The 20,948-nt window shown below is 72.1% G+C and carries 16 protein-coding genes and 1 rRNA gene; 12 read left to right on the top strand and 5 right to left on the bottom strand.

The window, feature by feature from the left end; translation table 11 throughout:
* Together rrf and HHX40_RS33715 are read left to right on the top strand one after the other, a co-directional pair.
* Positions 1–88: ribosomal RNA gene (gene rrf, locus HHX40_RS33720) — 5S ribosomal RNA — on the top strand; the annotation flags it as partial.
* A 74-nt stretch (positions 89–162) separates the two neighbouring features.
* A complete protein-coding gene (locus HHX40_RS33715; RefSeq protein ID WP_182883805.1) occupies positions 163–1,020 on the top strand; it encodes a phosphotransferase family protein in 858 nt (285 codons plus the stop codon).
* A 12-nt stretch (positions 1,021–1,032) separates the two neighbouring features.
* Here HHX40_RS33715 and HHX40_RS33710 read toward each other — a convergent pair whose 3' ends face one another.
* The 5 genes from HHX40_RS33710 to pstS are packed head-to-tail and all read right to left on the bottom strand — an operon-like array spanning position 1,033 to position 5,529.
* Positions 1,033–1,737 (bottom strand): response regulator transcription factor, encoded by a 705-nt coding sequence (locus HHX40_RS33710; protein WP_310738393.1) that lies wholly within the window; start codon positions 1,735–1,737, stop codon positions 1,033–1,035.
* Positions 1,738–1,773: 36 nt separating this feature from the next.
* Positions 1,774–2,550: a phosphate ABC transporter ATP-binding protein PstB gene (gene pstB, locus HHX40_RS33705; RefSeq protein ID WP_182883804.1), complete on the bottom strand. Its 777-nt coding sequence runs from the start codon at positions 2,548–2,550 to the stop codon at positions 1,774–1,776.
* A 3-nt stretch (positions 2,551–2,553) separates the two neighbouring features.
* Positions 2,554–3,438, bottom strand: a complete 885-nt coding sequence (gene pstA / locus HHX40_RS33700) for a phosphate ABC transporter permease PstA (RefSeq protein WP_117408840.1) — start codon at positions 3,436–3,438, stop codon at positions 2,554–2,556.
* Positions 3,435–4,415 carry a phosphate ABC transporter permease subunit PstC gene (pstC, locus tag HHX40_RS33695; protein ID WP_182883803.1) on the bottom strand — a complete coding sequence of 327 codons (981 nt, stop codon included), beginning with the start codon at positions 4,413–4,415 and terminating at the stop codon, positions 3,435–3,437. Before pstC ends, pstA begins: the two co-directional genes overlap by 4 nt.
* 4 nt (positions 4,416–4,419) lie before the next feature.
* Positions 4,420–5,529 carry a phosphate ABC transporter substrate-binding protein PstS gene (pstS, locus tag HHX40_RS33690; protein ID WP_117408838.1) on the bottom strand — a complete coding sequence of 370 codons (1,110 nt, stop codon included), beginning with the start codon at positions 5,527–5,529 and terminating at the stop codon, positions 4,420–4,422.
* A 163-nt stretch (positions 5,530–5,692) separates the two neighbouring features.
* On the opposite strand from pstS, the gene HHX40_RS33685 reads away from it, so the two are divergent.
* The 10 genes from HHX40_RS33685 to HHX40_RS33640 all read left to right on the top strand — a co-directional run bounded on the left by HHX40_RS33685 (position 5,693) and on the right by HHX40_RS33640 (position 20,941).
* Positions 5,693–6,154, top strand: a complete 462-nt coding sequence (locus HHX40_RS33685) for a low molecular weight protein-tyrosine-phosphatase (RefSeq protein WP_182883802.1) — start codon at positions 5,693–5,695, stop codon at positions 6,152–6,154.
* On the top strand, positions 6,141–6,950 hold the full coding sequence (locus HHX40_RS33680; protein ID WP_182883801.1) for a fructosamine kinase family protein: 810 nt from the start codon (positions 6,141–6,143) through the stop codon (positions 6,948–6,950). The genes HHX40_RS33685 and HHX40_RS33680 overlap by 14 nt, the downstream gene beginning before the upstream one ends.
* Before the next feature lie 98 nt (positions 6,951–7,048).
* Positions 7,049–9,370: a hypothetical protein gene (locus HHX40_RS33675; protein WP_182883800.1), complete on the top strand. Its 2,322-nt coding sequence runs from the start codon at positions 7,049–7,051 to the stop codon at positions 9,368–9,370.
* Positions 9,367–11,655, top strand: coding sequence for a hypothetical protein (locus HHX40_RS33670; RefSeq protein ID WP_182883799.1), 2,289 nt, complete (start codon positions 9,367–9,369; stop codon positions 11,653–11,655). The genes HHX40_RS33675 and HHX40_RS33670 overlap by 4 nt, the downstream gene beginning before the upstream one ends.
* A 37-nt stretch (positions 11,656–11,692) precedes the next feature.
* Positions 11,693–13,870, top strand: a complete 2,178-nt coding sequence (locus HHX40_RS33665) for a hypothetical protein (RefSeq protein ID WP_182883798.1) — start codon at positions 11,693–11,695, stop codon at positions 13,868–13,870.
* Between the two features lie 19 nt (positions 13,871–13,889).
* Complete coding sequence (locus HHX40_RS33660; protein ID WP_182883797.1) at positions 13,890–16,115, top strand: hypothetical protein; 2,226 nt, start codon at positions 13,890–13,892, stop codon at positions 16,113–16,115.
* Positions 16,116–16,133: 18 nt separating this feature from the next.
* The gene (locus HHX40_RS33655; protein ID WP_182883796.1) at positions 16,134–19,058 is read left to right on the top strand and encodes a hypothetical protein; all 2,925 of its coding nucleotides are present in this window, start codon (positions 16,134–16,136) and stop codon (positions 19,056–19,058) included.
* Positions 19,055–20,053, top strand: a complete 999-nt coding sequence (locus HHX40_RS33650; protein ID WP_182883795.1) for a hypothetical protein — start codon at positions 19,055–19,057, stop codon at positions 20,051–20,053. Before HHX40_RS33655 ends, HHX40_RS33650 begins: the two co-directional genes overlap by 4 nt.
* Positions 20,050–20,199, top strand: coding sequence for a hypothetical protein (locus HHX40_RS33645; protein WP_165900820.1), 150 nt, complete (start codon positions 20,050–20,052; stop codon positions 20,197–20,199). Before HHX40_RS33650 ends, HHX40_RS33645 begins: the two co-directional genes overlap by 4 nt.
* Complete coding sequence (locus HHX40_RS33640; RefSeq protein WP_182883794.1) at positions 20,171–20,941, top strand: peptidoglycan-binding protein; 771 nt, start codon at positions 20,171–20,173, stop codon at positions 20,939–20,941. Before HHX40_RS33645 ends, HHX40_RS33640 begins: the two co-directional genes overlap by 29 nt.
* Positions 20,942–20,948 lie beyond the last annotated feature (7 nt).

Below are 20,948 nucleotides of genomic sequence, written 5' to 3'. Positions count from 1 at the left end.
CGGTTACATTCCGAACCCGGAAGTTAAGCCTACCAGCGCCGATGGTACTGCACCGGGGACGGTGTGGGAGAGTAGGACGCCGCCGGACAATTTTTTGAGGGGGGTCATCCCGTTTGGGATGACCCCCCTTTTTTTGTTTCGCCCGGGGATTGGAATGCCGCGATGACCGAGGAGATTCGCCGGTTGCTGGCCCGCCATCTGCCCGGCTTCGAGGTCCGGAAGATCGACCGGCTGGGCGAGGGACAGGACAACGCCGCGTACGAGGTCAACGGCGAGTTGGTCGTGCGGCAGAGCAAGGCCGGCGACCCCGACGAACGCGGCGAGACGGTCGAGCGTGAAGCGGCGCTGCTCGCCGTCGTCGGTGAGGTGTCGACGCTCCCGGTTCCGCGGCCGGTTCTCGTCGTCCCCGAGGCGGGGATGCTGGCGTATCCCAAGCTCCCGGGCCTGCCGCTGAACCGGCATCCCGTACCCCAGCCGGCCCGCCTGGCGGCGCCCCTGGGCGCCTTCCTCAGCGCACTGCACCTGCTGCCCGTCCCGCGCGTGGAGGACCTGGTGCCGCGCGACGCCTACCCACTGCGCGACCTCAGGGAGGAGGCGGAGGGAGACTACGAGGAGATCGCCGGCCGTCTCCCCGCGGCGGAGCGCCGGCTGGTCGAGGAGTTCCTCGCCGCCGAGGCGCCCGCGGACCCCGAGACGCTGACGTTCTGCCACAACGACCTGGGCAGCGAGCATGTGCTGGTGGACGTGGCTACGAGCGCGGTGACGGGGGTCATCGACTGGACGGACGCCGCCGTCGCCGACCCCGCGTACGACCTGGCCCTCGTCTACCGGGATCTCGGCCCCGCCGTCCTCGCCCGGACGCTGGAGCACTACCGGGGCGGGCTGGACGACGCGGGCCGTGAGCGAATGCTCTTCTATGCCCGGTGCGCGCTGCTGGAGGACGTCGCGTACGGCCTGCGCACGGGCATCAGGCCGTACGCGGAGGCCGGCCTCGCGAACCTCGGCCGCACCTTCTCCTGAGCGGGCGGGCCCTCAGCCGCTGACGAGCCGGTAGCCGACTCCGCGCACCGTCTGGATCATGGTGTCCTCGACGTCGCCGAGCCGGGCGCGCAGGCGCTTCACGTGTACGGCGATCGTGTTCGTCGACATGCCGTCGTTCGAGTGCCAGACGTTGCGCATGATCTGCTCACGGGTGACGGTCCTGTCCGCGTTCCGCATCAGGTAGTGCAGCAGCTCGAACTCCCGCAGCGGCAGGTGGACGATGCTCCCGCCCACCTTCACCTGGTATGCCGTGACGTCGAGCTCGACCTCGCCGATCGTCAGCACGGTCCGGTGGTTGTCCTGGCGCCGGAAGGCGGCCTGGACGAGGGGGAGCAGCTCGGGCACCCGGTACGGCCGGGCCACGCAGGCCGTCGCCCCGGCCTCCAGGGCTCGCAACGCCTGCCCGGCATCGCTGCCTAGGTCGATGCCGAGCAGGACGGGCATGGTTCGCGCGAGCCGTACGGCCCGGACGAAGTCCACGGGCCCGACGATGGGGAGGGAGGCGCAGATCAGCACGGCGTCCGGCCGGAGCGCCCCGGCCTGCAGCAGTGCCTGGGCGCCGTCCGGCACGCCGGTAACGTCGACGCCCTCGGCCTGCATGGCGGCCGAGAGCTGCCGCACCAGTCCCGCGTCCGGATCGGCCACCAGGAGCATGGGCGCCGTCCGAGTGTCCCCCTCCACTGCGGGTGCCGTCACCCGGTCCCTCCAAAGCTCGTCGGCAGGAAGTGCGCGTCAGCCGAAGCGGCCGGTGATGTAGTCCTCGGTCGCCTTCTCGGCCGGGTTGGTGAAGATCTTCGAGGTCTCGTCCATCTCGACGAGCTTGCCGGGCTGTCCCTGGGCGGCGAGGTTGAAGAACGCCGTCCTGTCGCTGACCCGGGCCGCCTGCTGCATGTTGTGGGTCACGATCACGATCGTGTAGTCCTGCTTGAGCTTGGAGATCAGGTCCTCGATCGCGAGCGTCGAGATGGGGTCGAGGGCCGAGCACGGCTCGTCCATGAGCAGCACCTGCGGCCGTACGGCGATCGCGCGGGCGATGCACAGGCGCTGCTGCTGGCCGCCGGACAGGCCGGCGCCGGGCCGGGCGAGCCGGTCCTTGACCTCGTTCCACAGGTTGGCGCCCTTGAGGGACTCCTCGACGATCCCGTCCAGCTGGGAGCGGGACACCCGGCCGTTCAGCCGCAGCCCCGCCGCCACGTTGTCGTAGATCGACATCGTGGGGAAGGGGTTCGGCCGCTGGAACACCATGCCGATGGTCCGGCGGACCGACACCGGGTCGACCTCCGGGCCGTACAGGTCCTGGTCCTCCAGGCGGACCTTGCCCTCGACCCGGGCTCCGGGGATGACCTCGTGCATGCGGTTGAGCGTGCGCAGGAAGGTCGACTTGCCGCAGCCGGAAGGGCCGATGAACGCGGTCACCGAACGCGGCTCGATGGTCATCGAGATGCCCTCGATGGCCTTGTGCGAGCCGTAGTAGGCGTCGAGGCCGGCGACTTCGATCTGCTTGGCCATTCCTTACCTCCTCCTCGCGGGCGAACGCCACCAGGTGATGAGGCGCGCGACCAGGTTGAGCAGCATGACGATCAGGATCAGGGTCAGCGCCCCGGTCCAGGCGCGGGCGACGGCGACGTCGGTCGGCAGGATCGTCTGGTTGAAGACGTACAACGGCAGACCCATCTGGGGGCCGTTGAACGGGTCGTTGTTGATGGAGTCGGTGACGAAGACGGTGAGGAGCAGCGGGGCCGTCTCACCGGCGACCCGGGCGACGGCCAGCATGACGCCGGTCACGATGCCGGGGAGCGCCGTGGGCAGCACCACCTTGACGATCGTGCGCCACTTGGGCACGCCCAGCGCGTACGACGCCTCGCGCAGTTCGCGCGGGACGAGGCGGAGCATCTCCTCGGTGGCCCGGACCACCACCGGCATCATCAGGATCGACAGCGCGAGCGCGCCGGCGAAGCCCGAGAACGGCATCCCGAGCACCAGGATCCAGAAGGCCAGGACGAACAGGCCGGAAACCACGGAAGGGACGCCGGTCATGACGTCCACGAAGAAGCTGATGGTTCTCGACAGCCGGCCGCCCTCGCCGTACTCGACCAGGTAGACCGCGGTGAGCAGGCCGATCGGGACCGCGATGAGCGAGGCGAGCAGCACCTGTTCGAGCGTGCCGATGATCGCGTGGTAGGCGCCGCCGCCGGCGTCCCTCGCCCCGATGTTGCGCATCGAGTGGGTGAAGAACTCCATGTCGAACCGGCCGATGCCGTTCTTGACGACGAGCCACAGCACCGACACGAGCGGGATGACCGCGAGCGCGAACGCCAGATAGACGAGCACCTGGACCAGGCGGTCCTTCGCTCGCCGCGTCGCGGAGATGGGCTGGATTCCGGTCTGTACGGTCACGCTGCGGCCCTCGCGTACTCCTTGCGGCGGGCGATGATGAAGCGGGCGGCCATGTTCACCAGCAGGGTGATGAGGAACAGGACGAGACCCGAGGCGATCAGCGCGCCGCGGCCCACCTCGGTCGCCTCGCCGAAGCCGTTGGCGATGTTGGCGGCGATGCTGTTGCCGTACGGGCCGAGGATCTGGAACGAGATCTTGAAGGTCGCCGGGAAGATGAGCGCGACGGCGATGGTCTCGCCCATGGCCCGGCCGAGGCCGAGCATCGCGGCGCTGATCACGCCGGGCCGGCCGAACGGCAGGACCGCCGTCCGGATCATCTCCCAGCGCGTCGCGCCGAGCGCCAGCGCCGCCTCCTCCTGCATCTTGGGGGCCTGCAGGAAGACCTCGCGGGAGATCGCGGCGATGATCGGCAGGATCATGATGGCGAGCACGAGCGAGGCGGTGAGCATGCTCTTGCCCACGATCGACTCTCCGCTGAACAGCGGGATCCAGCCGAGGTAGTCGTTCAGGAACTTCGACGGCCCGAGCATGAACGGGACGAGGAAGGCGACGCCCCACAGCCCGTACACCACGCTCGGCACCGCCGCGAGGAGGTCCACGACGTAGCCCAGCGCCGAGGCGAGCCGCCGGGGCGCGTAGTGGGAGATGAACAGCGCGACGCCCACGGCCACCGGAGTGGCGATCAGCAGCGCGAGCAGCGAGCTCAGCACGGTGCCGAACGCCAGCGCACCGATGCCGAAGATCGGCTTGGTCGCGTTCGGCTGCCAGGTCAGCTCGGTCAGGAAGTGGGAGGTGTTCGCCTGGAGGGCGGGAAGGGCCTTGACGACCAGGAACAACCCGATCGCGGCCATGATCGCCAGCAGGACGACCCCGGCGCCGGTCGAGGCGAAGCGGAACGGGCCGTCGCCGCGGCTGCGCCGGAAGGCGGACCGGCGCACGGCCGGTCCGCTCTCCGTGGTTCTGGTTGGTGTGGCCATGTGGTTAGGAGATGGCCTCGACGGCGGTGCGGACCTTGGTCAGCAGGCTCGACGGCAGCGGCGCGTAGCCGAGGCTGGTCAGCGCCTGCTGGCCCTCGTCGCTGGAGGTGTAGCCCAGGAACGACTTGACCAGCTTCGCGTCGTCGGCCGACAGGCCCTTCTCGCAGGTGATCTCGTAGGTCACCAGGACGATCGGGTAGGCGCCCGCGGCCTTGGTGGCGTAGTCGATCTTCAGCTTGAGGTCGTTGCCGGTGCCCTCGACCTGGGCGGCCTCGACGGTCTTGGCCGCGTTCTCCGGGGTGAGCTCGACGAACTCGCCCGAGCCGTTGGCCACCTTGGCCTTCTGCAGCTGCGAGTTCTCCGCGAAGGACAGCTCGACGTAGCTGATCGCGCCCTCGGTGCTCTTGATGCTGGAGGCGATGCCGTCGGAGCCCTTCGCGCCCTGGCCCTGCGCCTCGGCCGGCCACGCCTTCGCCGGCTCGTACGGCCACTCGGCGGTGGCCTTGAGGAACTTCGTGAAGTTGTCGCTGGTGCCGGACTCGTCCGAGCGGTGGAACGCCTGGATGGCGGTCGAGGGCAGCTTCGCGTCGGGGTTGTCGGCCTTGATGGCCGGGTCGTCCCACTTGGTGATCTTGCTGTTGAAGATGCCGCCGATGGTCTTCGGCGAGAGCTGCAGGCCGTCCACGCCCGGCAGGTTGTAGACGACGGCCACCGGGCCGGTCACCATCGGCAGGTTGATCGCCTTGCCGGTCTTGCAGCGGGCGTCGGCCTGGGCGGGCTCGCCCTTGTCCTCCTTCAGCGCGGAGTCGGAGCCGGCGAAGGCCACCGTCCCCTGGATGAACGCCTGGACACCGGCGCCCGAGCCGCTCGGGTTGTAGTTGACGCTGACGCCGGGGTTCGACGACTGGAAGTTCTTCTTCCACTCCGCGATGGCGTTCGCCTGGGCCGAGGAACCGGCGGCGTTGATGGTGCCCTTCAGGCTGTCGTCGCCCTGAGCGGGAGCGGCGGCGCCGGCGGTCGCCCCCGCGCCGCCGGAGTTGTCATCGGTCCCGCATGCGGCGAGCGAGAGCACGCCGGCGAGGGTGGCGGCTGCGAGCCGGCCTGCATACTTCACGGTTGTTCCTCCCCTTGTCTTCTCAACACCAGGGACGGTAGGGAGCCGAGGTGACTTAAAACCTTGGTAAAGGTGAACGCGTAGTGAACGCCCCTGGTCGCTCTTGCGCGGCTTCCAGGAGATAACGGGCAGGTCACGGGCGTTATGGGAGAGACTTGAGTTCATGAAGCGTGTATGTCTGGTCTGCATGGGCAACATCTGCCGCTCCCCGATGGCCGAGGTGGTGCTGCGCCGTACGCTCGCCGAACGCGGGCTCGGCGACGTCGAGGTGGACAGCGCCGGCACCGGCGGCTGGCACGCCGGGGAGCCGATGGACGAGCGGGCGCTGGCCACGCTGGCCGACCACGGGTACGACGGCTCGGCGCACCGGGCCCGTCAGTTCGACGCCGCGTGGTTCGCCGAGCGCGACCTGATCCTCGTGATGGACCGCGACAACCTCCGTGCCGTACGGCGACTCGCGCCGCCGGGGGCCGACGTGCGGCTGCTGCGCTCGTTCGACCCGGCGGCCCCCGATGGCGCCGAGGTGCCCGACCCGTACTACGGGGGACGGCAGGGGTTCACCGACGTGCTGCGCATGGTCGAGGCCGCCTGCGAGGGGGTGGCGAAGCACCTTGAGGATCACTAGGGATCTGGGCGACGGCCACGCGTGGACCCTGCACGAGGGCCTTCTCGACGACGGCCGCCGCGTGTTCGTCAAGCGGGGCACCGGTGACGTGGCCGGGGTGCTGGACAGCGAGGCGGCCGGCCTGCGGTGGCTCGCCGAGCCGCGGGCCGTGGCCGTGCCCGAGGTGATCGCCGCCGGCGGCGGGACGCTGGTGCTGGAGTGGATCGACACCGGGCCGGCGACCGCGGCGGCGGCCGAGCGGTTCGGGCGGGACCTCGCCGCCCTGCACGCGGCCGGGGCCGACGCCTTCGGCGCGCCCTGGCCCGGTCACATCGCCGAGTTGCCGATGGACAACGACCCCGCGCCGGACTGGCCGTCGTTCTACGTCTCCCGCCGCGTCCTGCCGTTCGTACGGCTGGCGCGCGACCGGGGGGCCCTGTCGGCGGCCGACGTGGCCCTGGTCGAGGAGGCGTGCGACCGGGTGGCGGAGGTGGCCGGGCCGCCCGAGCCGCCCAGCCGGATCCACGGCGACCTGTGGAGCGGGAACGTGCTGTGGTCCCACGGCGGCGGAGCCGTGCTGGTGGACCCGGCCGCGCACGGCGGCCACCGCGAGACGGACCTGGCGATGCTCGCGTTGTTCGGCGCGCCGCGCCTCGACACGATCCTCGGCGCCTACCGTGAGGCGGCGCCGCTCGCCGCCGGGTGGCGCGAGCGGGTGCCGCTGCACCAGCTTCACCCGCTGGCCGTGCACGTCTGCCTGTTCGGCGAGGCGTACCGCGGCAGCCTGCTCACCGCCGCCGGCGACGTGCTCGCTTGAGCACGGCGATTTGAGTACGGCCCTACTCATGCGGCGCCCGGCTCCCCGCGCGCACGCTCGTCTGCGGACGAACGTTGACGAACGGCGGGAGCCTTGCTGTGACGACCGACATCGGAGGGGTGTCCTTCGCGTTCAACGCCGGCGACGGTGATCTCGACCTGGCCGGAATGCTGCCCGAGCTGCCCGGGCTCGACCAGATCCGCGGCGCGCGGATCGGGGACCTCTTCCAGGCTCCGGACAGGTTCGCCGGTGCCGACCGGCTGGGCGTCGGCGTCTCCCTAGGCGAGCTCGACCAGGTCGGCACGGACCTCGGCCACCAGGACCTGGGCCGCTTGGACCTGGGCCGCTTGGGCCTGGGCCGCCTCGGCGTGGGTATCGACGAGCCGGACACCGACGAGCTGGGCCTTCACCCCGGCGTCGACGGGCGGGAGCCGCCCGACAAGCCGGGCCTCGCCACCGACCCGCCCATTTTCGTGGACCCGAATCGCCGGCTGCCGTTCGTCTGGCGGGATCCGATCATCATCGACCGTTCCCTGCTGGGCGAGGACTCGCCCGACCCCTGGACGTGGGTGCCCACGCCGCCGCGGAACTCCGTGCACAGGGGCGACCTGGACGTACCCGTCGCGCCGAGCGCGTCGCCCACGGACGGCGACCTGTTCGAGAGCCCCGACGGAGGCACCCGCTACGCGCTGCCGCGATACTCCCTGGCCTTCGAGACGACCGGTGATCCCCACATCTCGATCGTCGAGCGGGACGGAACGGCGATCCTCGTCATGGCGTTCGCCGAGACGCCCTCCCCGGCGGCGGCACCGGGCGTCGCGAAGCTGCCCCACCTCGTGACCGTGTCGCTGAAGTACCGCGTGCCGGTGATCACCGGCGGGACGGTGGTGCTCGACCTGCCGTTCCCCAGCGTGCGGATCGACGGGACCACCGTCGTCGCCGAGATGCCGCTGACCACTCCGGGGCTGCGGCAGCAGTTGCTCGCGGCCCTCTCCTCGCTGGAGGCGGGCGTCTCGCTCGTCGCCGGCCGCGCGGTGACGGTGGGCGTCCCGACGGGGGAGACGATGGAGGACGGCCGTCCCGGCTACCGCAAGGAGCGGCTGCTGCTGGAATGGACCGCTCCACCGTCCCCGCTGGTGATCTCGGAGGCCCACCGGAACCGGCTCGGCGGGGTGGCCGGCGGGATCCAGCCGATGGGGCGCACGCGGATCCCCTTCGACGGGCGCAGCCACTCCTACTGGCAGGATCCCGCGCGGCCGGAGCGCTTCTACTTCCTGCCCGACCGGTTCCTGCTGGCGCGGCTGCCCGGCACCGGACGCCCGCCCGCTCTGAAGGTGCGGGCGACGAGCGCCGCCTCGGTGGACGACGTGCGGGTGACCTTGGAGTTCTACGCCCAGCCGGTCCTGGTGCGGGAGCGCCTCGAGGCGGCCCGCCCGGTCCTGCAGGAGGAGGCCAAGGCGAGAGGGGTCGACGCGCCCGTGCGCCTGGAGGTTCTCCCGGACCCGCAGCCCTCCCTCCGGCTGGCACTGCCGCGGGGAGGCGCCCCCTCGACCGGCCTCGTCGAGCGGCCGGAGGCCGAGATCGACCTCGAACTGGGCGTGACCCACGCGGAGACCCTCGCGCTGGAGGACTTCCGCCTGGTGTACGACGCGCTCTTCGGCGCCTCGCTGAGCCTGCTGCGAGGGGAGGTGCGGGTCGGCGCCGGCGGCGCGCCCGAGGACGTGCCGCTGGAGCTGCGCTTCGACCGTACGGCGGGCGACGTGCTCACCCTGACCGTCACGGCCGCGTCGGCGGCCCACATCGAGGCCCGTCTGACGAACGCGATCGAGAGCCGGGTCCGCCCGGGGAACCCGGCCGCCCTGGCCGTCTGCGCCGGCCGTCAGATCCCGCTGCGGATCGAGGGGCTCGCGGACGATCTCGTCCTGTCCCCGGGCGAAGGGCTGGACGTCCGGCTGGTCCCGCGGACCCCGCTGCCGGAGACCGGCGCGCAGGGCGTCGTGCTCGACCAGAGCGAGGTCGTCGTCGATCCGGACCGGGACGCGATCTGGGCGCTGGTGTTCGACCGCACCGCCCAGCCGCAGCTCGTCCGCGAGGTCTCCGTCGAGGCCGTCCCCGCGCTCTTCGCGGGCCCTCGGGGAGCCGGCCCTCAGGGAGACCGCGTCGCCGCGTTCGTCGTGACGGTCGAGAGGGGCGGCACCGTGCGTCTCACCGAGGACGTGCCCACCGGCGTCACGACCGTGCGCGTTCCGGTGCGGCCGCTGCTCACCGGGGCCCCGCCGCCTCCGCTGCGCTACCGCACCGAGACGTGGTGGCAGTCCGGCGGGATCGGCGTGAGCGACTGGCGGGAGACCGAGGCCACGATCCTGCTGCCGGTGCGCACGGCCCCCAGCCCGTCACCACAGGGAGGTGGCGGGCGATGACGATCCTGCGCGGGCTGCCCGACCTCGGGGCGCCGCTGGCCTCCCTGCCCGGCACGGTCTTCCGCGGCTACGAGGACCCCGGCCTGGCGATCGCCCTGCCGGACCGGCTCGACCTCGAACGCGCGGCGGACGGCACGCCCGTCCTGCTCGTGACCCTGGTCAGAGGCGAGCAGGAGCCGTACGGCCGGATCGAGGCGGGCTTCGCGATCGGCTCGCCGCTCAGCGAGATCGGGGAGGCCGCGGCGCGCCAGGCCGAGAAGCAGGGGGAGCTGTTGCGGGTGGCGGCCGCGGACCTGCGGGGAGGCGTGCTGGAGGTCACGGCCCGCCTGGGGCCGGTGGCGGAGGAGGTGCTGACGCCGCCGGTGGAGCTCGCGCCCGGCCTGCTGACCCGCGCCCGGGTTTCCGTGGCGCTCGCCCCGCGCGCCGCCGTGGCCGCCGCCCGGCTGGTCGAGGACGCCACGCTGCCGGTGACCGCGACGCTGCGGCTCACGCTGCGGGCGGTGGCGCCGCGGCTGCCCCTGGCCACCACGGTCGACCCCCACGAGATCGCGGTACGGCTGGCCGCGCGCTTCGGCGCGCAGGCCGCGCTGACCGTGGAGGATCTCGCGGGCGGCCTCGACGAACTGCTGGCGGGCTCGCTGGCGCCGTCGGCCCCCGGCCCGGGGGACGAGGCCGGCGGACCGGTGACGGACGAGGCCCGGGGGCGGGCGCTCGCGCTGCGCCTGAAGGAGATCCTGGCCCGCCCGGAGGTCCCGGCACAGGTCTCGGCACATGTCTCGGCACAGGGCCGCTACCTGCTCCGCCACCCCGACGAGGTGCTGCCGGGCCAGGAGCGGGTGGACCTGGCCGTGCCCGCCGCCGTGCTCGTCGACCGGGTGGTCACCCTCGATCCGTTCTCCGCGGCCCGGGCGGTGTCCGGCGGCGCGCTGGACCGGCACGTGCGCCGGGTGACGACGCCGCCGCTGCCCGCGGGCCACGTCGTCGTCGAGTTCGCCGCCAACCTGCCCGAGCCGGTGGCCGGGCTGCTCGCGCTCCTCGCCGACCTGCGGATCCCGCCCGCCCCTCCGCTGCGTCCGCAGCCCGTCACGGCCGGGGCCGCGCTCGACGGGCCCGGCCGCACGGGGACCGCGGGCGTCGTGCTCGCGGCCGGGGAGGAGCCGAGCGGGGAGGCGCGGCTGCGGGCGCTGCTCGACCTGCCCGGCGGACCGGCGGAGGTCGCGGGTCCGTGGCGGCCCGCCTCGGACCGGCACGTGCTGCTCGGGCTGGCGGATTTCCCGCTGCCGCTCACGGTCGTGCGGGCCCCGGCCGAACTGACCCGCCTCGCCACGGCGGAGGTGGTGACGGCGGACGGGCGGGTGGCGGCCCACCTGGATGACGCCACCCCGATGACCGCCGTCCCGCTCCGGCCGGAGGACCTGCCCGCCCGCGTGGTGATCCGGCCGACCGGGCCCGGGCGGGTGATCGAGCTCCCGCTCGGCGGGCGGGACCGCCTCGACCTCGATCTCGTGACCCTGCCCGGATACGGCGCGCAGCGGGCCACGATTGCCTGCCGCAAGCCCCCCGTGCGGGTCGAGTGGCGGGCGGAGGGCGCGGACGACCCGCCCCGGTCCGTGCGGCTCGACCGGGACCGGCCGGCGGCCGAGATCCGATGGATCGCCACCTCCCCCTTCCAGCCGGGTCTGGTGTGGCGGGTGGCCGACGGCGATCAGATCGGTCCCTGGTCCGCACCCGTGGCTCCCGCGGAGCGGCTCGCGATCGTCGTGGACGAGGCGAAGCCGATCGTGGTGAACGGCGTCGAGATACGGCCGGACGACGCCGAGCCGGGCGTGTGGACCTACCTGCCGCCGGGTCCGTTCCTCGAACTCGGCCAGGACGGCCGTCCGGCGATCGGCCTCATCGAGGCGGGCGCGACCGCCTTCCTGCAGGTCACCAGCCGGCTCGACCTGCCCGAGGCGGCGCGGGCCGCGCTGCTGGGCGAGTTGCGCCGCAGGGCGTCCGGCGAGCCGGAGCGGGTGCGTCCCGCGCCCGTCGCCGTACGGCGGGTCGCCCTTGAGGCGAGGCCGCCGGACGGCGCGTGGGCGCCCGTCGCCGAGGGGACCAGTTCGGGCCTGCCGCCGTGGACCACGGCGCTGGCGGCGACGCTCGACCCCGGGCAGGCCGCCGCCGTGAAGGCCGCCCTGTCGGGGACCAGGGGCCGCCTGCGCCTGGTCGGGGAACTGGACGCCCCCACCGGCCCGGAGATCCGCGTCCGCGACGTCGCCGACCTGCTCGAACCCACTCGGTGATCGAAACATCAGCCAGCGAAACCCAGGAGGGGATTCCATGCTTCTGCTCTACGGCGCCGTCGACCTGCCCGAGGCGACCGCCTATCTCGACGACGAGAGCGAACTGCGGTTCCACGTTCTGCCCAAGGTGCCCATGCTGCGGCGCGACGGGGGCCTTCCGGTCTTCAAGTTCGTCAAGTACCGGACGCTCAAGCCGCTGCCGAACGGAGACGTGGGGGCCGCGCTGGCCTTCATGGACATCGAGCTCGGACTCGACGCGCAGCAGGAGCAGTCGGTGCGCGGCCGGCTGGCCCAGACGGTCTCCGCCCGGCGGGGGCCCGGCGCCCAGCCGGTCGACCCGGCCACGATCGTCCTGGTCAAGCCGCAGGTCCTCACCGCCACCGTCACGGTGGACGTGCTCGGCGGCAGCGGCAACCTGGTCCAGAAGGTCAACCACGCGGGCACGCCGTCGATGTACGGGAACAACGTCGTCGCGGTCTCCGCGGAGCTCAACCAGTTCGGCGCGCCCGTCTTCGAGGCCGTGATGAGCAGCAAGGGGGCCGGCGGCGTCCGGGTCGTGTACGACCTGACGTTCGCCGCCCGGCTGCCGCCGGTGCGCGCCGTCGGCACCTGGACGGCGACAAAGTTCTACAGCTTCGTCCAGGAGGTCGACTTCGAGGAGAACTTCTGGTCGGAGGACGACTTCAGCGAGCGGGTCAGCGAGATCTTCCGCAACTCGGAGTCCCGGACGATCGAGATCGACTCCGGAGCGCTGCCCGGCGACGACCCCGCGACCGCGAAGGTGCTGGACACGATGCGCAGCGCGGTCACCCAGCAGTTGGACGAGGCGGTCAAGCGGAACCTGCTGGAGGCCGTCCCGCCGGAGAACCGGGACTTCTCGAAGATCCGTGACGACGACTTCGAGAACATCCGGCGCAGCGTCATGGTGGACAAGCGGTCGGACGTCCGCATCGAGTTCAGGGAGAACCAGGTCGCCTCGGTCGGGGTCCATCCGCAGGCGAACATGCCGTCGCTGGTCAGTCAGGGATTCGCCTGGGACGACTTCGCCATGGAGGTCGACCTCGACGACCCGTTCTTCCGGCAGCTCAACCTGGTCATCCAGGTGAACGCCGATTTCGCCGACCTGCCGATCTTCAGCGTCGACGTGAAGATCGACTATCCGCCGCACACCGCGACGCACGGCGTTCAGACCTTCGGCTTCCGCAAGGCGGACGACATCGGGAAGTTCACGGCCTTCACCGAGGGCGGGCCGACCAAGTTCAAGTACCAGTACGTCGTCAACTACAAGGGGGAGAGCCGGGTCTTCACCTCCCAGTGGAAGGAGGACGACACCACCGACCTGAAGATCAACGTGGACGAGCTGGGCCTGTGGCTGGTCGACGTCGAGATCGGCGACATGAACTTCGAGCAGGTGAGCAGGGCCGTGCTCACGCTGGAGCACCCCGAGATCGCGCCCGGGGTCCCGGCGGTGCAGCGCTTCCAGATCGACCAGAACACCAAGAAGGCCACCGTGCGGGAGCTGCTGCTGGAGCCGGTCCAGCCGTACGGCGGCTCGATCAAGTACTTCATGAAGGACGGGCGCGAGTACGTCAAGGAGCTGACCGGCCTCAAGGGCCGGCGGTTCTACGTCGACGACCCGTTCTCGGCGACCCGGACGGTGCAGCTGCGCACCCGGGGGGACTTCGAGCGGCGGATCGACAGCATCTTCGTCGACCTCACCTACGCCGACGCACGCAACGACTACCGCCAGACCTCCTCGATGGCCCTGGGCAAGGACAACCGGTCCGGCGACTGGTCGTTCCCGGTGATCGACGAGGGGCAGGGCGAGGTCACCTACCGCGCCATCACCACCTACCGCGACGGCACGTCCACCGACAGCGGCGAGCTCGCCGTCACCGGGCGCACCCTGCTGCTCGGCGAGGAGTCCGTCACGCTGACGGTCACGGTGGTGCCCGACCTCATCGACTGGACCCTGGTGAAGCTGGCCACCGTCGAGATCCACTACACCGACCCCGCCCACGGCATCGACGAGAGCGAGACCCTCACCTTCCGCAAGCCGGGCGCGGAGCAGAAGTTCGAGCTGGCGATCCAGGACCGCACGCACAAGAGCTACACGTGGAAGGCCAGGTTCTTCATGGCCGACGGAACCCGCAAAGAGGTCGCGTCGCCCGGAGCGGTGACCGACGAGACGCTCGTCGTCGAGCTGCCGGCATGAGCGAGCGAAGGGGCCACTCATGCTGATAGAGGCACCGCCGTACTATCTGATCGACGGCGTGTCGATCATGCGGGACCACGCGGACCCGCTGCAGTTCTACTACCTGCCGCTCGCTCCCCGGTTCCCGGCCCGGACCGAGGACGGCGTGGAGGTCCCCGCGTTCCTCCTGCTCAAGATCCGCTCGCAGTCGCTCAACGGCGGCTTCGCCGAGTTCGACGTCGATCTCGGCATGCCCCCGGGCGAGCTGGAGACCGTACGGCGGGAGCTCCAGCGGCTGGCCGGTCTGGCCGAGCCGCCCAGGCTCGCCCCGGTGCCCGTCGTCGACGGCTCCGTGCAGCTCATGATCTTCGGGGCCACGGACGGGGACACGGGGAGCACGGGGTTCGTCCGGGCCGTCCGGCACGCCGCCAAGCCCGCGCTGTTCGGCGACAACCGCGCCGCGTTCTCCGTCGAGCTCGACGAGCGCGGGGTCACGGTCCTCGACCAGGCGATGGCGGGGGATCTGGCGCCCATCGGCGTCGTCTACTCCCTCGACTATCTGGCGCTGCGTCCCGCGTACCACGTGCGCCTGTCGATCGACTGGGACCGCACGCAGGACATCCTGGACGAGACGTTCGGCCACGAGGGCCAGTTCACCGACATCCAGATCCAGGACGTCGTGGAGCGCCTGGAGGACGAGCGGGCCGTCACGTACGAGGTGGACACCACCGTCCCCGAGGACGACGACACCGGAGGCGTCCTCGACCGCAGGAACGCCGCGGCCGCCCGGGTCCGCGACATGATCACCGACGCCTTCTTCGAGAGCTCGCTGGACCCCTTGCGGCGGCCGCCCGACGGCTGGGACAAGGCGCGTGAGGTGATCAAGTCGTTCGCCCCGGAACGCACCACACCGATCGGCGTCTTCACGTACAAGAAGCTCCACTACACGCGGATCGACGCCAAGCGGCTCGACGTGAACTTCTCGGAACGGACGACGGCGCGGCGCACGATCTATCCGCAGGGGCACCTCGACGGCCTGTTCCGCGTGTTCGGGGCGGGGCTCGACCGCGACCGGCTGGTACGGAGGATCGACGCCGACGACCCCTGGTTCAAGAGGCGGAAGGTCCAGGTCGTCTCCCACGCCGACTTCGCCCACGACCCGGTCCGCTCCGTCACCGCGACCCTGACCTACCAGGGGCAGCCCAGAACCGTACGGCTGGACGCCGGCACGCCGTCCGCCGTGGTGGAGTGGCCGTCCGTCGTCGCCGACGGGCAGATGATCCAGCCGGTGGACCTCACGTTCGCGGTCGACCTGGAGCCGGCCGAGGCGGGGGAGCGGCCGGCCAGGCTCGCCTCGGAGGCGCCCACCCAGGTGCTGGGCGAGATCCAGGGGATCGAGCCGCGCGACCTGTTCTCCCTGGAGACCATCCCGGTCCTCACCCTGCCGAGCTTCCCGTTCGACCGCTATCCCCGGATCGACGTGCAGCTCCGGTACGACGATCCGGCGCACGGGATCCGGCAGGACGACCTGGTGCACCTCACGTCGGACGAGCCGCAGACGGAGTGGCTCCGGTTCCTCGTCGGGCCGCCCGCCGGGCCGGTCATGGCACGGCTCACCTACCGCGCGGCCGACAACCGCGACCACGTCACGCCGTTCGCGCCGCTCGCCGGGCCGCAGCTCGACGTGCCGGATCCCTTCCCCCACCGGTTGAAGGTGACCATCGTTCCCGTGCTGGACTTCGCCGTGGTGGACCGGGCCTGGGTCGACCTCGTCTACGACGATCCGGCGAACGGGATCCGCGCCGAGGACTCGATCGAGATCGTCTCGGGCCGGTCGCCGCGGGCCTTCGTCGCCGAGCGGACCGACCCCGGCGCCGGTCACACCCGCTACCGCGTCACCGTGCTCATGAAGGACACCACGCTCATCGAGGGGCCGTGGTCGACCACGGTGGGCACGAGGATCTTCGTCCGGGCCGACGTGCGCGGCCATCGGGCGGTGACGCTGCGGGCCCCGGCGGACTTCTCGACCCAGGGCCTCAAGCGGATCCACGTCGAGGCCCGCGCGAAGGACGAGCCGGCCGGGCTCTCCTTCGAGGACGCCGTCGACCTCTCCGCTCCGGACGCGACCGCCGTGTTCGAGTTCGACTTCGCCACCGCCGACGCGTACGAACTCAAGATCCGCCGGTTCTTCCGCAACGGGCTCAGCCCGGAGCAGGACTGGAGGCGCTTCGACCAGGACGACGTCACGATCCCGGCCAGGCCCTGAGCGAGAAGGGACGGACCATTGCTTCAGCTCGGCTCCGACACGTTCGAGGTCGACGGCGTGACGGTGTTCCGCGACCACGCCGACCCGACCCAGTTCTGGTACCTCGCGACCCAGGTCGCCCTCGGCCGGCGGCCGGACGGGCGGCCGGCGTTCAGCTTCATCAAGTTCCGCCAGGAGGTCGCGGACGCGGGGATCGAGGGCGGCGGTTTCCTGATGTTCGAGGCCGTCGTCCAGCTGCCCCGGCGGACCCGGGACACCATCATGGGGCGGCTCGCCGGGCTCGTGCCGGACGGCGGAGCGAGGCTGGCCCCCGCCCCCGTCGAGCGGGGCACCGTACGCGTCGTGGCGCTCAACCTGGAGGGGCCGGGCGGCACCACGGCCGCCGAGGCGCCTCCGGGCGGCTTCACCGCCGTCACCAAGATCCTGGGTGCGACCACCCCGTCCCTCACGGGCGAGGAGACCGCGGCGTTCTCCCTCGTGCTCGACCGGGAGGGCGCGATCATCCTGGAACAGGCCTTCGCCCACGGCCTCACCCCGATCGGGGTCGTGTACGAGCTGGAGTACTCGGGGCTGACCCCGGACCTCAAGGTCGAGATCACCGCCGATCTCGAACGCGTCTACACCCACTTCTCGGCGAGCCTGGAAGCGCAGGTCTACTGGGTCCGGGCGGGCATCGACGCCGGATTCGAGAAGCTGGTCCAGGACGGGGCGATCCAGATAAAGGTCATCGACTTCGACGGTACGGCGGACCGCGAGGCCAAGGAGAAGTGGGCCCTCGACTTCTTCAAGAACGACCTGCTGGCCAAGTGGTTCGAACCGTCGCTCGACCTGGGGCGGCTGCAGGGCGCGGACCAGCCCGAGGGACTCGACGCCGTGCTGGAACGCCTCAGGAAGCTGGGCCGGTCCACGCCGTCACCCACCGGCGCCGCGGGCTCGCCCGGTACGAGCCCCGGCGCGGGCGCCGGTACCACGGGACCGGCGGCCACGGCGGCCACAGGGGCCGGGACCGGGGCCGGGGCACCGCCGGCCGCCACCTTGACCGTCACCCGGTCGGCCCCCTCGCCCCTTCCCGCCGGGTACGGAGTGTCGCTCGTGCCGGGCTCCCACGAGCAGACGGAGACCCTGCGCGTCGAGGGGCGTCCCGGCGCGACCGTCACCGTCGGCGGCCAGGCCCGCGTCCTCGACGGCGCGGGGACGGTCAGCGTCGACGTTCCCGTCGGCGCGACCCTCCCGGTGACCGTGGACTGGCCCGCCTCCCCGCCCGCCGACGAGACGTTCACGCTGGGGTTCACCTTCGACCAGCCCCGGGAACAGGGCTTCTCCGCCGCCCCGGGCAACCCGGTCTACACCTCCTACCTGCTCGACGCCCCGACGCCCCCGGACGCCCGCTTCTCGCAGAGCACGGCCCCCGGTCGTACGGCTCCGCCCTCCGGCGCGGCCGCGCTGCGCGACTGGCTGGACCACCGGCTCGTCCCGCCGAAGAACGTGACCGTCGTCGCCCACGCGAGCTACGAGGGCGACTCCTCGCCGGGGACGACCGCGCTCAACCAGCGCCTTTCCGAGCGGCGGCTGGCCGTCGCCCGCGGTGTCATCGCCAACCGGGCCACGATCGTGGCGGGCGAGGCCAAGGGTTTCTCGCGCGCCCAGGCCGCGGGACGCGTGGGCCGCGACGAGGACCGGGTCGTCGAGATCACGGGCAGGGTGCAGGGCGCGGACCCGGCGGTCTCGATCCAGGCCGTCCTGGCGCGGCCGGCGGCCCCGGTGACGCCGCCCACCCCCACGCCGCCGCCCACCCCCACGCCGACGCCCACCCCCACTCCCACGCCCACACCCACTCCCACCCCGACCCCCGCGCCCTCCGGCGGCGATGGGGGGATCCCGGCGCTCGTGTCCTTCCGGCTCAGGTTCGTACGGCAGGAGGAGCGCAAGCGGCTCACCGTTCTGTACGACCGCAGGAAGGCGGTGAAGCGCGTTTACGCCCCGCAGGGGTTCATCGGGCTCCTGCTGGACCAGATATCCGACAAATCCGCCCACTTCCTCAATGTGGATCTGCGCGACCCGTTCTTCCAGCAGTTGCAGGTCGACGTGGTCACGCCGGTGGACTTCGAGCGCATCGGGCTCTTCGCCACCGACGTGCGCATCGACTACGGCGACCCGCACGACCATCGCGACGCCGACTTCCGGCTCACCGCGCTCGATCCCGGGCCGAAACGGTTCACCACCTTCCTCGACGAGGCGCGCGACCTCGGGTTCCAGGTCGGGTTCCAGCACCACTTCCGCGCCGACTCCGGCTGGGCGGGGGAGAGGCTCAGCTACGACATCACCCCCAGGCGGAGCACGGACCGCACGCTGAAGGCCGACCCGAACGACGACCTGGGCTTCCTGGAGCTGGAGATCTTCCCCAACAGGATCGACGCCGGCGCCGTCGACGCCGTCGACGTCGAGGTGTCGTACGACGACGGGGCGACGTTCCAGCGGCGCGACGTCTTCCGGGTGCGGCCCGGCGGCGCGGCCCAGACGTGGCGGCTGCGCCTCACTCGCCCGGACCGGCGCGGCTGGACGGCCCGCTTCACCCACCACCTCAGGAACGGCTCGGTCCGCACCTCGGGACCGATCGCCGGCGACGCGTCGTTCCTCCCCGTCGACGATCCGTTCCTCGACGCCCTCGACATCCGCGCCGTCCCCGTCTTCGAGCCCGGCACGATCCGGATGGCCTTCCTGGACGTCGAGTACGACGATCCCGGCAACGGCTACCACCGCGGCGAGCGGCTGGAGATCCCGGCGGACGCCCGCGTGCCCCTGCGACTGCGCATCGCGCTGCTGGACCCGGCGGTGCGGACCTTCCGGCACCGCGTCACGATCGTGACGGCCGAGGGCCACCTGGTCCAGGGACCCCCGGTGGACGGGGAGGAGACGCTGATCCCCATCGGGCCGGCGTCATGAGACGGACGCTTGAGCGGCTGGTTCGCGAGGCCGCCGGCCTGCGTGCGCTGCCGCCGCCGCTCGACGCCGCCGTCACCCGGCTGGAGGAGAGCACCTGGCCGGAGGTGGTCACCCGCTGGAGCCGCCTCACCCCGTCCGGGTTCCCGGTGGAGCTGACCATCGGCGGCGACGCGTTCCGCTGGACCGCGGAGGTGGCTCCTCCGGAGGTGGCGGACTCCGCCCGGCTGGACCTGGCCGTCGCGATTCTGGCGGCGCACGGCCAGGCCCTCGACCCGGCGCTCGCCGGCGCCCTGCGGCACGCCCAGGCGGGGGCGGGCCTGCGCTTCGGCGCGTGGATCGGCGGGCGCGAGTCCCCGGCCCGCGCCGGGTCCTCCCGGCTGAAGCTCTATGCCGACATCCCCCCGGAGTTCCCCCCTCCCGGCCTGCCGGTTCCGTCGTCGTTCCCGTGGGGCCTGCTGCCGTACGGCGCCCGCGCGCGCATGCTGGGCGTCGAACCGGCGCGCGGCCGGACCGAGGTCTACGTGCGCCTGCCCGAGGTCGATCCGCTCGACCTCCTGCCGTTCCTGCACGCCACCGGCCACGGCGCCGCCCTCGGCGCGGTCGAGCGCGGCCTCGCGGACGGGCTGGGGCGGCTGAGGGGCCGCCGGCTCGGGCTGAGCGTCGCCCGGGGGAGCGACGGCGCGACCGAGCTGGCGCTGTTCGCGTCGGCGCGCACGCTCTTCCCCGCCGGGCCCGCGATGCTCTCCGCCCTGGTGAACGGCATGGTGAACGGCATGGTGAGCGGACCGGTGAACGCCATGCTGTCAGGCGCGGCGGGCACCGGGGCGTGGCGCGCCGGTCTCGTCACGCTCGGCCTGGACCCGGAGGGCCGGAGGCTCCGTACGAGTGTCGGGATCTCGCCCGGAACACCAGCGCGAACAGGAAAATCGCCGCGAATCGGAGTAGGGGCCTACTCATGTCCGGACGCGCGTCCGCGCGGTGCCATGGACCTATGACCGGTGACACTCTCCCGCCCGTCGAGCCCAGGCCTGAGCCCGGGCCCGCGCCGGGCGACCCGCCCCAGATCTTCGAGGAGCCCGACTACGACGCGATCGACGAAGAGGTGACGCGCGATGCCCAAGGCCAGCGAGCTGCTCCGTGAGATGAGCAGGTATCTCGGCTACCACGAGCCGCCCAGCCGCGAGACGGTGTTCGGGGTGACCTTCCGCAAGCGGAAGAACCTGCGGCCCGAGGAGGCGTTCGACCGGGGGCCGTGGTGCGACATGTTCGTGGCGCAGTGCGCGCTCGCGGCGGGCGGGCCGGACATGCTGCGTCTCGTGGGCGACTTCAGCCTGACCACGGCCCACGCCGCCTGGTTCCGGGACGACGGGCGCTGGCACCGCGGCGCCGCGGGCATCCGGCCGGGCGACATCGTCTTCTTCGACTGGCACGGCGAGAAGGAGCTCAAGTTCATCGACCACGTCGCCACGGTGGAGAAGGTCTTCTCGCCCGACGACATCCAGACGATCGAGGGCAACATCGGCGACTCCTGCGTCAGGCGCCGCCGGACGAGCGCCTTCGTCGCCGGGTACGGCCGCCCGGCCTACGACGGACTGCCGTCGGAGCCGGACGTCTCGCTCATCTCCGTTCTCGCCGAGCTGGGGGACGCCCCCGCGTTTCCCGGCGTCCTCCAGCTCGGCCGGAAGGGCGGGAACGTCCGGCGGGCGCAGGAGAAACTGCGGCGGCGCCGGTTCGGCCTCGGGCCGTCCGGGATCGACGCCGACTTCGGCCCCGCCACCAGGTCGGCGGTCATGGACTTCCAGAGGAGTCAGGGGATCGAACCGACCGGCATCGTCGACGCGAAGACCTGGAAGGCGCTGTGGGAGGCCCCGATCACCGTCTGAGCCGTCC

The sequence above is a fragment of the Microbispora sp. H10949 genome (genome assembly GCF_014161435.1).
GTDB classification, from domain to species: Bacteria; Actinomycetota; Actinomycetes; order Streptosporangiales; family Streptosporangiaceae; genus Microbispora; species Microbispora triticiradicis.
This window is presented reverse-complemented; position numbering and strand designations above follow the sequence as displayed.

Bases quoted from the DNA above. Each gene is read 5' to 3' on its own strand.
- HHX40_RS33640 (WP_182883794.1), top strand. From the start codon at position 20,171: ATGCCCAAGGCCAGCGAGCTGCTCCGTGAGATGAGCAGGTATCTCGGC.
- HHX40_RS33715 (WP_182883805.1), top strand. From the start codon at position 163: ATGACCGAGGAGATTCGCCGGTTGCTGGCCCGCCATCTGCCCGGCTTC.
- HHX40_RS33685 (WP_182883802.1), top strand. From the start codon at position 5,693: ATGAAGCGTGTATGTCTGGTCTGCATGGGCAACATCTGCCGCTCCCCG.
- pstB (WP_182883804.1), bottom strand. From the start codon at position 2,550: ATGGCCAAGCAGATCGAAGTCGCCGGCCTCGACGCCTACTACGGCTCG.
- HHX40_RS33670 (WP_182883799.1), top strand. From the start codon at position 9,367: ATGACGATCCTGCGCGGGCTGCCCGACCTCGGGGCGCCGCTGGCCTCC.
- HHX40_RS33665 (WP_182883798.1), top strand. From the start codon at position 11,693: ATGCTTCTGCTCTACGGCGCCGTCGACCTGCCCGAGGCGACCGCCTAT.
- HHX40_RS33660 (WP_182883797.1), top strand. From the start codon at position 13,890: ATGCTGATAGAGGCACCGCCGTACTATCTGATCGACGGCGTGTCGATC.
- pstC (WP_182883803.1), bottom strand. From the start codon at position 4,415: ATGGCCACACCAACCAGAACCACGGAGAGCGGACCGGCCGTGCGCCGG.
- HHX40_RS33650 (WP_182883795.1), top strand. From the start codon at position 19,055: ATGAGACGGACGCTTGAGCGGCTGGTTCGCGAGGCCGCCGGCCTGCGT.
- HHX40_RS33645 (WP_165900820.1), top strand. From the start codon at position 20,050: ATGACCGGTGACACTCTCCCGCCCGTCGAGCCCAGGCCTGAGCCCGGG.